Annotated in this window: 8 protein-coding genes; all 8 read left to right on the top strand. The window is 63.6% G+C overall.

The genetic code is table 11. The features are described 5' to 3' along the window. The first annotated feature begins 3 nt into the window (after positions 1-3). The 8 genes from J3D54_RS08850 to J3D54_RS08885 are packed head-to-tail and all read left to right on the top strand — an operon-like array spanning position 4 to position 12,845. Positions 4-1,302, top strand: a complete 1,299-nt coding sequence (locus J3D54_RS08850) for a DotU family type VI secretion system protein (protein WP_253417560.1) — start codon at positions 4-6, stop codon at positions 1,300-1,302. Beyond that, the gene (tssM, locus tag J3D54_RS08855) at positions 1,299-4,799 is read left to right on the top strand and encodes a type VI secretion system membrane subunit TssM (protein WP_253417561.1); all 3,501 of its coding nucleotides are present in this window, start codon (positions 1,299-1,301) and stop codon (positions 4,797-4,799) included. The genes J3D54_RS08850 and tssM overlap by 4 nt, the downstream gene beginning before the upstream one ends. Further along, a complete protein-coding gene (gene tagF, locus J3D54_RS08860; RefSeq protein ID WP_253417562.1) occupies positions 4,796-5,446 on the top strand; it encodes a type VI secretion system-associated protein TagF in 651 nt (216 codons plus the stop codon). The genes tssM and tagF overlap by 4 nt, the downstream gene beginning before the upstream one ends. Beyond that, the gene (locus J3D54_RS08865) at positions 5,447-6,178 is read left to right on the top strand and encodes a PP2C family serine/threonine-protein phosphatase (protein WP_253417563.1); all 732 of its coding nucleotides are present in this window, start codon (positions 5,447-5,449) and stop codon (positions 6,176-6,178) included. Next, a complete protein-coding gene (locus J3D54_RS08870; protein ID WP_253417564.1) occupies positions 6,175-9,213 on the top strand; it encodes a serine/threonine-protein kinase in 3,039 nt (1,012 codons plus the stop codon). The genes J3D54_RS08865 and J3D54_RS08870 overlap by 4 nt, the downstream gene beginning before the upstream one ends. Beyond that, positions 9,213-9,929, top strand: a complete 717-nt coding sequence (locus J3D54_RS08875; protein ID WP_253417565.1) for an ABC transporter ATP-binding protein — start codon at positions 9,213-9,215, stop codon at positions 9,927-9,929. The genes J3D54_RS08870 and J3D54_RS08875 overlap by 1 nt, the downstream gene beginning before the upstream one ends. Further along, the gene (locus J3D54_RS08880) at positions 9,929-11,125 is read left to right on the top strand and encodes an ABC transporter permease (RefSeq protein WP_253417566.1); all 1,197 of its coding nucleotides are present in this window, start codon (positions 9,929-9,931) and stop codon (positions 11,123-11,125) included. Before J3D54_RS08875 ends, J3D54_RS08880 begins: the two co-directional genes overlap by 1 nt. After that, entirely contained in the window at positions 11,118-12,845 is a 1,728-nt protein-coding gene (locus J3D54_RS08885; RefSeq protein ID WP_253417567.1) for an SUMF1/EgtB/PvdO family nonheme iron enzyme, read from the top strand. Before J3D54_RS08880 ends, J3D54_RS08885 begins: the two co-directional genes overlap by 8 nt. Positions 12,846-12,908: the final 63 nt, after the last annotated feature.

Here is a 12,908-nt window from a genome sequence, read left to right on the forward strand (position 1 = left end):
GCGATGAACAATGACGATCGTACCCAGTTCATGCCGACACCCGGTGGCCGTGGCGCCGACCCGATCCGCCCGGATCCGGGTCGCGCCCAGCCCGCGCCATTATCGATGCCGGCCGCGCCGGTGTTGACCGGCAAAGCCGAAGGTCTCAACCCTCTGGAGAGCGCCGCGGGTCCGCTGCTGGCGTTGCTGACCCGCTTGCGCAACACCATTGCCCACCCGGCACCGGCAAGCCTGCGGGCGCAACTGCTGGCCTACCTGCGCCAGTTCGAGGAGCGCGCCGAGGCCGCCGGCGTGGTGCGCAACGATGTGTTGCTGGCCCGCTACGCCTTGTGCACCGCCCTGGATGAGGCGGTGTTGAGTACGCCATGGGGTGGCACCGGCGACTGGGGCAAGCAGAGCCTGCTGATCACTGTGCACAACGAAGCCTGGGGTGGCGAAAAAGTGTTCCAGCTGCTGGAACATTGCCTGCAAAGCCCCCGCGAACGTTTGTATCTGTTGGAGCTGTTGTACCTGTGCATGTGCCTGGGGTTCGAAGGGCGCTATCGGGTCATGAATGATGGTCGCAGCCAACTGGAGGCCTTGCGTGAGCGCACCAGTGCGGTCATCCGCAGCGCCCGTGGCGAATATGAGCGTGAACTGTCGCCCCATTGGCGCGGCGTTACCGTGGCGCGCGACCGGCTGGCGCAATTCATGCCGCCATGGATCGCCATGGCCATCGGTGTGGCGTTGCTGCTGGCGCTGCTGTTCGGCCTGCGTCTGAAACTGGCCGCCGATGCCGAGCCGGTGTTTAAAAACATCCATGCACTGGGCGAGATCCCGGTGCAGGCCATCGATCGTCCGGTGGTGCAGCCGAAACTGGTCGAGCGGCCACGCCTGGCCGGTTTCCTCGCCGATGAAATCAAGGCCGGCCGGGTAGCTGTGGAAGATGCCGTCGACCGTTCAGTGGTGACCATCCGTGGCGATGAGCTGTTTGCCTCGGGCAGCGCCAGCATCGTCGACAATTTCCAGCCGCTGATGCTGCGCATCGCCGATGCCATTCGCAAGGTCAAGGGCCAGGTCCGGGTGACCGGCCACAGTGACAATCGCCCGATTGCCACCCTCAGGTTTCCATCGAACTGGGCCTTGTCCGAGGCGCGAGCCACTTCGGTGCTGCAAATCCTTTCGGCCAAGACCGGCCAGCCCGAGCGCTTCAGCGCCGAAGGCCGCAGCGACACCGAACCGTTGGCCTCGAACGCTACAACCGAGGGCCGCGCACGCAATCGTCGGGTCGAAATCACAGTGTTGGCGGAGGGGGTCGAGTGAAGGCGTTTTTCAGTTTTATGACTCGCTGGGTCATTCCGTTGCTGGGGCTGATCGCCCTGAGCCTGATCATCTGGTTTGTCGGGCCGCTGCTTGAACTCCTGGTGCCCGAAGGCCGGCGCTGGGCGCTGATCATTCTGGTGTTCGCGGTGTGGATCGCCTATCGGGTGTTTCGCATCATTCAGGCCCGCCGTCAGGCCGCCGAAGTCATGCGCAGCCTGGCGGCGCAAACCCCGCCGGACCCGACCAGCATCGCTACAGCCGAAGAGCTCGAAACCCTGCGCCAGCGCATGGACGAAGCCCTGGCGCTGTTGAAGAAAGCCAAGCTGGGCGGCGACGAGCGCCGCAATCTCTACGAACTCCCGTGGTACGTGATCATCGGCCCACCGGGTTCGGGCAAGACCACGGCGCTGGTCAACTCCGGGCTGCACTTTCCATTGGCGGCGCAGTTGGGCGCCGGTGCGGTGCGCGGCGTCGGCGGTACGCGCAATTGTGATTGGTGGTTTACCGACCAGGCTGTGCTGCTCGACACCGCAGGCCGCTACACCACTCAGGACAGCGACGCGACGGTCGACAAGGCCGCATGGCTGGGCTTTCTGGGTCTGTTGAAAAAACAGCGGGCCCGTCGCCCGATCGACGGCGCATTTATCGCCATCAGCCTCTCCGACCTGTTGCTGGGCAGCGACGCCGAACGCGCCGCCCATGCCGCTGCGATACGCCTGCGCATTCAGGAGCTGTACACCCAACTGGGCGTGCGCTTCCCGATCTACCTGATGCTGACCAAGCTCGATCTGGTGCCCGGGTTCATGGAGTATTTCGACACCCTGAGCAAGGAAGAGCGAGCCCAGGTCTGGGGCATGACCTTCGCTCTGGATGACGGCAAAAGCAATGACAGCCCGCTGGCCCATCTGCAAAGCGAATTCGCCGGCCTGGAGCAACGCCTGAACGATCGGCTGGTGGAGCGCTTGCAGCAGGAACGCGACCCGGCGCGACGCGATCTGATCTACGGTTTTCCACAGCAGTTCGGCGCGTTGAAGGATTGCCTGCAAAGCTTCCTTGAGGGCGTGTTCAAACCCAACGCCTTTGAAGAGCGGGTGCTGTTGCGCGGGGTGTATTTCACCAGCGGCACCCAGGAAGGCAGTCCGATTGACCGGCTGATCGGCTCCATGGCCCAGAGCATGAACCTGGACCGTCAGCACCTGGTGCGCCAGAACGGCACCGGGCGCAGTTACTTCATCGAAAAACTCTTCACCGCCGTGGCCTTTGCCGAGCGTGGGCTGGTGGGGGTCAACCCGAAAGTCGAACGTCGACGCAAGTGGCTCGCCCAGGGCGTGCTGGCTTCGACCGTAGCCTTGGTGCTGGTGGTCGGGACCTTGTGGTGGGTCAGCTACCGCGCCAACCAGGCGTATATCGCGCAAGTCGATCAGAAAGTCGCGCCCCTGGGCCAGACGGTGCAGAACCTCAGCCCGGCACAGCGGGACGTGCTCGCTGTACTGCCATTGCTCACCGCGGTGAAACATTTGGCCGGTGACGCGCCGAACTGGGCTGAAGGCCTTGGCCTGTATCAGGGCGACATGCTTGAAGCCGAGTCGGCCAGCGTCTATCGCAAGCTGTTGATCGCCGTCTTCGCGCCACGCTTGCTCACGCGTATCGAGGAGCAACTGCACGGCGGCGGCAATTCGGACTTCCTTTACGAAGGCTTGAAGGCCTACCTGATGCTCGCCGACAGCGAGCATTACGATGCTGATTTCATCAAGGCGTGGATCGCCCTGGACTGGGACCGCAGCCTGCCGCGCGACTTGCCGGCCGAGCAGCGCGTAGCCCTCGGGGAGCACTTGCAGGCGCTGTTCGAGCGCCATCCGCCCACCGCGCGTCTCGACCCGCGCCTGATCGACGATTTGCGCCGGCAATTGCAACAGCTGCCAGTGGCCCAGCGTGTCTATGACCGGGTCAAGCGGCAGAAACTGCCGGACGGCATCCCGGACTTTCGTCTCAACGAAGCGGCCGGGCGCGATGCTGCGCTGGTGTTCAGCCGCAAGAGCGGCAAGCCGCTGGGCGACCCCTTGAGTGGCTTCTTCACGGCCAAGGGTTACCGCCAAGGGTTTTTGCTCACCAGCCTGAACCAGACCGGCACCTTGGCCGAGGAGCAGTGGGTGCTCGGTCATGACCAGGCTGAGCAACAGAACGTCGCCAGCCTGGCCGCCGACGTGCGTCGTCTGTATTTCCAGGATTACCAGCGCCAGTGGGACGCCTTGCTGGCTGATATCGACTTCGTGCCGATCACCAGCGTGGCCCAGGCCGCCGATGTGCTACGGGTGATTTCCGGGCCGACTTCGCCGTTGAAAAAACTGCTGGTGGCGGTGGCGAAGGAAACCGACCTGCAACAGGAAGAACGCCTGCTGGCCGCCAAGGGCGCGCCGGTGGAAGGCGGGGTCGACAAGCTCAAAGAGCGCCTGGGCACCTTGCTCGGCCAGGAGCAGGCGATGCAAAACACACCTGAGGCCAGTGACGATCCAATCACCGCGCATTTTGCCGAGCTCAACCGCATCGTCAGCAAGAACGAAGGCGAGCCGGCAGCCATCGACGGCCTGCTGGCCGACATGAACGCCCTGTATGTGCAGGTCAGCGCCATGGTCGGTGCCAGCGGCGACGCCTTGCTTGGCGAAGCCAAGAACCAGGCCGCAGCGGCGGCGACGCGGGTCAGCCTCAACGCCGAGCGTCAACCGGCGTTGGTGCAGGGCCTGGTCAAGTCGGTGGTCAATTCCACCACCAACAGCATGATGGGTGGAGTACGCAATCAACTGAACGCGGCCTGGACCAGCGAAGTGGTGAACATCTATCGCCAGTCCCTGGCCGGGCGTTATCCGATGTCGCCGGGCAGTGCGCGGGACGCGACCCTGGATGACTTCGGTCAGTTCTTCGGCGTGGGCGGGGTGATGGACAACTACTTCCGCAAATACCTGCAGCCCTATGTGGATACCTCGACCCAGGCCTGGCGCTGGCAACCGGGTGCCGCGCAGAAGCTCGGCATCGCCCCGGGCGTGCTGCAAACCTTCCAGCGGGCAGCGACCATCCGGGATGCGTTTTTCCGTTCCGGCGGTACCCAGCCGATGGTGCGCTTCGAACTCAAGCCCGTGGCCATGGATACCACCATCACCCAGTTTTTGCTCGACCTCGACGGCCAGCAATTGAGCTATGACCACGGCCCAAGCCGCCCGACCGCCATGCAATGGCCCAACCCCGGCAGCATCGGCGTGGTGCGGATCTCGATCATGCCGCCCACGGCCAGCGGTCGGTCCGGCATCACCCTGGACGGACCCTGGGCCTGGTTCCGCCTGCTCGAGCAATCGGACCTGACCGCCGGCAACTCGCCGGACCGCTTCAACCTGCGGCTGCGGGTCGATGGCGCCAGCGCCTCTTATGAGCTACGGGCCAACAGCGCCTTCAACCCGTTCAAGAGCCGTGTGCTCAGCGGTTTCAGCCTGCCGGAGCGTTTATGAGCACGCCGGGCTTCTATGGAAAGTTGGCCAGTCGCGGGGATTTTGTCAGCCGTGGCTTGCCGCAGAGTTTTATCGGCCCCTGGGATTCATGGCTGGCGGCGGGTTTGCTCGCCAGCCAGAGCCTTGGCGACCGTTGGCTGAATGCCTATCTGGTCAGTCCGCTGTGGCGCTTTATGGTCGCGCCCGGTGTGTGTGGGCCGCAGGCCGCCGTGGGGGTGGTGATGCCGAGCATTGATCGGGTTGGCCGGTATTTTCCGCTGACCGTTGCGGTGCTGCTGGATCACGACGCTGATCCTGCGTCGGTGATAGGCGGTTCGGATATCTGGTTTGAACAGGTCGAGCAATTGCTGTTGAGCACCTTGAACGTGGAGGCAAGCTTCGAGGCCTTCGGTGCAGGACTGGAGGCGCTGGGCAGTCCGGCTTATCTGCGACGCACCCCGAGCAGCCATTTTGCCGGCCTGCACCGCTTTGATGTCACCGATCCGCAGGCGCGAATGATCGCCCTCGCCGAACAGGCCTGCGAAGGGGCCAGTGTGTGGTGGGGGCAGGGTTCGGAGCGCATCGCCCCCGGTTTATTGTGGTGCCAGGGCCTGCCGGCCGCCGCTGATTTTGCACAATTTTTGCTCGGCCAAGAAGGTGTTGTGTAGATGTGTTCAAGCGTTGGAAGGGCCCTCAAGTCTGCAAGCAAAAGCCATGTCGGCATGGTCCGTCAGGTTAACGAAGACGCTTGCCTGGACCTGCCGCAAAAAGGCCTGTGGGTGGTCGCCGATGGCATGGGCGGGCACGCGGCGGGCGACTACGTCAGCAGTCTGATTGTCGACAGTCTGCGTAGCATTGCTGTGGGCCGTTCGCTGGATGAATACGTCGCGGCGTTGAAAACCGACCTGCTGCGGGTCAACGCCGCCGTGCGTGAAGAAACCGCCAACCGCGGTGTGACCATGATGGGCAGCACGGTGGTGCTGCTGGCGGCGCGTGACTTGCGCGCGATGTGCCTGTGGGCGGGCGACAGCCGCTTGTATCGCCTGCGTGACGGCCGGCTCAAACGCCTCTCGCGGGACCACAGTTACGTCCAGGATCTGCAGGACAGCGGCCTGCTCAGTGAAGCCGAAGCGCGGGTGCACCCACGATCCAATATTGTCACCCGCGCCATTGGGGTCCAGGCACAGCTGGAGCTGGCGATGGTCGAGTTGCTGTTGAAGCCCGGCGACAGTTACCTGTTGTGCAGCGACGGGCTGAACAAGACCGTTGAAGATCATGAGATCCGCGAGGTGCTGGACCACGACGAACCTGGGGAAATCGCCAGCAGCTTGGTGTCCCTGGGCCTGATGCGTGGCGGTCCGGACAACATCACTGTCGTTGTCGTGAAGGTGCCTTCATGAACCTCACTGCAAACATGCTGATCCCGGGCTACGACATCGACGGTGAAATCGGCGAAGGCGCCATGGCCAGTGTTTACCTGGCGACCCAGCGCTCGCTGGAGCGCAAGGTGGCGTTGAAGGTCATGGCCGCCGCGCTGGCAGCCGACCCGAGTTTCTGCGAGCGCTTCCTGCGTGAAGGCAAAACCCTGGCGCGCTTGTCTCACCCGCATACGGTCACCATCCATGACATCGGCAATGTCGGTGAGCTGTATTACATGGCCATGGAATACCTGCCCAACGGCACGCTCAAGGAGCGCATTGCCGCCGGCCTGACGCCGGAGCAGGGCCTGATCTACGTCCGCCAGATCGCCTCGGCCCTGGGCTATGCCCATGGGCTGGGGCTGGTTCATCGCGACGTCAAACCGGCGAATATTCTGTTCCGCGCCGATGGCACAGCGGTGCTCTCGGACTTCGGCATCGCCAAGTCGCTGGACGACCGCACCCAGTTCACCCAAGCGGGTTTCGCCGTCGGCACGCCCAGCTACATGAGTCCGGAACAGGCGCGCGGCCAGGACATTGACGGCCGGGCCGATCTTTATGCCCTGGGCGTGGTGCTCTACGAAATCCTCGTCGGCAAACTACCGTATACCGGCAACGACGCGCTCTCTACGGCCCTGGCGCATTTGACCGAACCGCTGCCGGAGCTGCCGGTGCACCACGGCCGTTATCAAGAGGTGCTGCGCAAGCTGTTGGCCAAGGATCCGGCCGAGCGTTTCCCGGATGCAAAGGCGTTGTTGCAGGCGCTGGATAATCTGCCGGGGGAATCGGTGGAAGCGACCACGATCCGGCCGTTGCCCATTCCTGTGAACAATGACCTGGCGGGACTGACGCCGGTGTCTATCGATATACCGACCGGCCCCGCGCAGCCACAACCTCCAGCCAAGCCTGTTGCGCCGATTGGAAAGCCGACACCGCAGTCCACCGTCTCGGAGCAGCGCAAGGGGCCGGTGTTCGCGCTCGCCGCTGTCGGGGTAGCCGTGGTGCTGGCCTTGGGCGGCGCGGGTTATTGGTGGCTGTCCAGTGGCGTCGACGCGGACACCAGGACGCCGGTTGTTTCAGTGCCACCGGCCAACACGACGCCGGCAGTGGCGCCACCCGTGCCGCCCGTAAAGCCTCCCGAGGTGACGGAAGTCAATGACAGTCAGCGCCCGCTGCTGATGGCCGGCAAAAAAACCTTGTTCCAGCGGGTGCTCAGCAAGCCGGGAGCGAAACTCGCCAGTGAACCGGGGGCTACACCTGACAAGGCCTTGCCGGCATTTTCCGTGCTGTACGTCTATCAGCGCCAAGAGGTGGCCGGCAGCCCGTGGTTGCGTGTCGGCGCTGCTACCGACGGGCGCAGTGACGGTTGGTTGGCGGCCGAGCAAGTCAGCGACTGGAAGCAAAGCCTGGTGCTCAAGTTCACCGAACGCTCCGGCCGTGCGCCGGTGATGTTCCTGCGTCAGCCCGGCGAAGTGGAGCGGCTGCTGGCCGATCCGTCGGCTGCAAAAAACCTGTTGCTCAAGGCCCAGCAGAACCGCGAAGACAATCAGCAAGTGCTGGCCCTGGAACCGGCCGCCAGCGCGGTGCCGCAAAACCAGTTCTACCTGTTGCCGATCTTCGATTCGCGCGAGAGCTTCGATGAAAACGGCCAGCCCGTGCAGTTGCTGAACGTGGCGTCCATCGACCCCGGTAATGCTCCGAAGGCTGCCGCCAGCAACACGCCAATCACTACCGCCAACGCCGACGCATTCCGCACCGCCGTGGTACTGGTGGTCGATACCACCGTGTCCATGCAGCCCTACATCGATCAGGTGCGCGAGGTCGTGCACGAACTGCAAACCCGCATCGCCGAGCGCGGCGAGCAGGACAGTGTCAGCTTTGGTCTGGTGGGGTTTCGAAACAGCATCCAGAAAACCCCGGGCCTGGAATACGTCGCCAAAACCTTGATCACCCTGGACCAGGGCCGCGACCCACAGCGTTTCATGGACCTGGCGCGGCAGGTCAAGGCGTCCACGGTCTCGAGCCATTCGTTCAATGAAGATGCGTTTGCCGGCGTGATGGAAGCGGTCGAGGGCATGGACTGGTCCGGTTATGGCGGACGCTTGATTCTGTTGGTCACCGATGCCGGCGCCTTGCGCAAGAACGACCCGTATGCCGCCACGCAAATGAACGAGGCCGAAGTGCGTCAGGCCGCATTGGGCAAACAGATCAAAATCTACGCTTTGCACCTGCTCAGCGATGCCGGCAAGAAAACCCATGGCGGTGCGCAAAGCCAGTATCGCACCCTGACCGCCGACGCCAACCCGCAGATCGGCGATCTGTACATCCCGGTGCCTGGCGCCGATGTGCGCAAGTTCGGTGAGCGGGTGGACGAGATCGGTTCGGTGTTTGCCGACCTGGTGCATCAGGTGCGCAGCAACAAGTCGCAAACCGTGCCGCTGCTGAGCGCTGCGCCGAGCCTGGCCGACAAATCGGCGGCCGTCGGCTACGCGATGCACATGGACTTCCTGGGGCGAAAAGCCGCCAGCCAGGCGCCGCAACTGGTCAGCGCCTGGACCGCCGACCGAGACCTGACCAACCCGGCCCTGCCGGCGTTCCAGGTGTGCGTGATGCTGACCAAGCTGCAGCTCAACGACTTGCAGCAATCGCTGAAACTGATCGTCGACGCCGCCCGCAAGACCCAGACCTCACCGAAGAATTTCTTCCAGGAAATCGCCAGCGCCAGTGCCTACATGAGCCGCGATCCCTCGGCCTTGCGCAAGGGCGGCAATCTGGCCGATGGCGGGGTTCTGGGGGAGTACCTGGAAGGACTGCCTTATCGCAGCAAGTCGTTGAACATGACCCAGGATTTGTGGCTTTCGCTGAGCGTGGCCGAGCAGGAGGATTTTATCGACGAGTTGGATTCCAAGATCCGTCTCTACGAAACCTTCCACAACGACTTGGCCAACTGGGTGCGTTTCGGCGATGCCGAGCCGGGTGATGCCTTGTACCGCGTTCCATTGTCGACGCTGCCGTGATGCTGAACATGAGTGCAGTGCACAAAAGCCGAGGCGTCAGTAGCCAACGCTACAGCCTGGTGATTCCACGGCTGCAACTGCGTGCCGGTGAACAACTGGCGGTGGTCGGTCCCAGTGGCTGTGGCAAAAGCACGTTGCTCGATTTGCTGGCGCTGGTGCTGGCTCCGGATCAGGCCGGGCAGTTTGATTTTGCGTCCGGCCAAACCACGACGGACATTGCCGGGCTGTGGCGCGCTGATGCGCAAAGTGCCTTGGCGGACCTGCGCAGCCGGCATTTGGGCTACGTGCTGCAAACCGGAGGCCTGCTGGATTTTCTGGACGTGCGCGGCAACATCGACCTGTCGCGCCAACTGCTCGGTTTGAAAGACGACGGCAGCGTGGATCGTCTGGCCGGGGCGTTGGATATCACCGATCAACTGGGCAAAAGACCGTGCGACTTGTCCGTCGGCCAACGGCAACGGGTGAGTTGCGCTCGCGCCTTGGCCCATGGGCCGCGCCTGCTGTTAGCCGATGAACCGACCGCTGCCCTCGATCCACTGAACGCGGAACGCGTGATGCAGTTACTGGTGACCCAGGCTCGTGAACACAGCGTGTGCTGCGTCGTTGCCACCCACGACGAGTCACTGGCCCGCGCCAGCGGTTTGCAGGTGCGGCGCATCAGTTGTCGTCGCGACGTCGATGGCGGTGTTACCGCCACCCTCGGGGAGGCCTGCTGATGCGCAACACGCTAGTGGCTTCCCTGGCCTGGCAGGATTACCGCAACGATGCCTGGCTGTCGGCCTGTTCGGTATTGGCGCTGGTGGCGGTGATCGCGCCGCTGCTGGTGCTGTTCGGTTTGAAATTCGGCCTGGTCAGCAGTTTGACCGAGCGCCTGGAAAACGACCCGGCCACCCGGGAGATCATCCCCTTGGGTGGCGGCCGGTTCAGTGCCGCGTTTATCGAACAGTTGAGCCAGCGCAGCGACGTGTCGTTCGCCTTGCCGCGCACCCGGCAGATTGCCGCGACGGCGGATATGACCGCTGGCGCTTCGACGGTGACGGTGGAAATGATCCCCACCGCCGCCAACGATCCGTTGCTCGGCAGTCTGCCGGTGCCCCAAGGGCTGGATCAGGTGCTGCTCAGCCAGACCGCCGCCGAAAAGCTCGGGGCCAAGGCCGGTGATTGGTTGCAGGCCAGTTTTGGCCGGCAGGTGGCCGGTCGTGGCGAGGCGCAGCGCGCTCGCGTTCAGGTGCTGCAGGTTCTGCCGCTGGAAGCCTTCGCCCGGGACGGATTGTTCGCGCCGTTGACGTTACTGGAGGCGGCTGAAGATTACCGGGATGGCCGCGCCGTGCCGGCGTTCGGTTGGCCAGGCGATGCGGTGGGCGTGACGGAGCAGCGGGTGTATCCGGCGTTTCGCCTGTACGCCCGCAACCTCAAGGATGTCGAGCCGCTGCGTCAGTACTTCGCTGCGCAGAACCTGCTGGTCTCGACCCAGGCCCAGGCCATCGCCCAGGTGCAATCGCTGAGCCGCAACTTGTCGATCGTGTTCTGGATCATCGCCGGATTGGCCTTGGCGGGAGCGTTCGCGGCGATTTTTGCCGGCGCGCTGGCGGCGGTCGAGCGCAAGCGCCGAGAGTTATCGGTGTTGCGTCTGCTGGGGTTTTCCACGGCGGCGTTGCTGTTGTTTGTGGTGATACAGGCCCTGTACAGCGCCGGCTTTGCCGCGCTGTTGAGCGCCGGGCTGTATGGCCTGGCTCAATCGGGCCTGAACCATTTATTTGTGCAGATGCCGGGTGAGTACGCCAGCCATCTGCTGGCGCGTCACTACGCGTTGGCCCTGGCGGCAGTCTTCGGCGTCAGCGCCGTGGCGGCGGTCTGTGGTGGCTGGCGAGTGGCGCGTATCCAGGCGTGTGAAGGAATCCGAGATGTATAAGTTACTGGGCGCCGCCATGGCGCTGAGCCTGGCTGGTATGGTCTGGGCCGATGAAGGCACCGACAAACTGGACAACCCCAAGCCGTTGCCCGATGACGTCAGCCTGCCGCTGCCGTGCGAAGGGCAGATGGTATTCCGTTACGTCTACATCCTGGCCCAGGGCAGTCTGGACGACCGCGAGATCAGTCTCGGCTACCCGTTCAGCGAAGATGAGGCCGGTTATCAGCAGTCGTTCATTTCCGGTTATCGCCGGGACTTCATCAATGGCCAGTTCACCCTTAAAGATCTGCCCAAGGACTGGAGCAAGAGCATCACCCCGTTGATGCCCAAGACCGACGCTAATACTCCGCTCAAACCGATGCTCTATTTCATCGGCAAATACGAAGTCACCGCGCGCCAATACGCGCAGGTCATGGCACAGGCGCAATCGTTGGCCAGCGGCGAGCCGGCGCCGGCCTGCGAGGCACTGCAAGCGCAGGTGCCGCAAGGCATGGCCGGGCGTTTGCCCAAGGTGAAGCTGTCGCGATTCGAGGCCGAACGCTTTTCGGCGGTGTACAGCGCCTGGCTGATGAAATACCACAAGGACCTGCTGCCGGTGAGCGGTCGCGGCACCTCGGCAGAAGAGGGCGGGTTGGGTTTTGTGCGCTTGCCGACCGAAGTCGAATGGGAATTTGCTGCCCGTGGCGGGCAGGGCGTCAGCCGTCAGGACCTGGAAGGGCGTCTGTTTCCCCGGCGCCTGGACGGCAGCGAAAGCGATGGGCCACTGGCGGACTGGGCGGTCTTCAATCAGGTCGCCGGCGGCACCGGTCAGGCCGCGCGGTTGATGCCGATCGGTACCAAACTGCCAAACCCCATCGGTCTGTTCGACGTGATCGGCAACGCCGCCGAGATGGTCCAGGAGTCCTTCCAGCTGGTGCACGCCGGACGCCGCCAGGGCACCTACGGCGGCTTTGTGGTCAAGGGCGGCAATTACCTGGAAGGCGAGGGTACCTTGTTCACTGGGATGCGCCGCGAGTACTCGCTGTTCGCCGCCGACGGCACCGAGCAAAACAACGAAACCACCGGCTTCCGGGTGGCGATTGGCGCGTTGTCGGCGCCCCGTTCGCGCTACAAGGAACTGTTTGCCCAATGGCAGAAAGAAGGTCGGCTGGCTTCGCTGACCGATGCCATCGACGACGCCCAGGACCCGACCAAACGCCTGGACAGCATCATTGCCGCCAGCGTCGATCCGCGCCTGCAAGCCGAGTTGGGGCTGGTCAACGAAGAGCTCAAGCGCAACGTCTCGCTGATCGCCCAGCAGCGCGAGGAAGCGGCTGGCAACCTGATCCAGTCGGCGGCTCTGGTGGCCGAGACCGTCAACAACTACAACATTCGCCTGACCAATTTGCAGAAGAGTCGCCAGCAGGCCGTGGACGCCAAGGACGAGGCCAGCGCCAAGCTGTTCGCCGTGGCCATCGACAACGGCCGCAGCGCGCTTGACGGTGCGGTGGCGATCTACATCGACAACCTGGCGACCGGCACGCGCTACACCGATGCCGTGATCCAGGCGCAGTTTCAACGTATCAAGGAAGAGTTGGAGCGCAAGCCGGTACTGGGCAAGAGCCTGGTGACGCGCGCGACGTTATTCGTTCGCCATGTCGGTGATTATCGTCAGCAACGACGAGCCGACCCGGCGGCGATATTGAAGGAATTGCTCGCATCGAACGCTCAGCGGTCTTGATCGTTCGTTGTACAGCGAGCTTGGAAGGGACTCAGGCGGCGATGGGCCGTGCTGAACTGGTCA

The sequence above is a fragment of the Pseudomonas sp. GGS8 genome, assembly GCF_024168645.1.
Lineage (GTDB): Bacteria > Pseudomonadota > Gammaproteobacteria > Pseudomonadales > Pseudomonadaceae > Aquipseudomonas.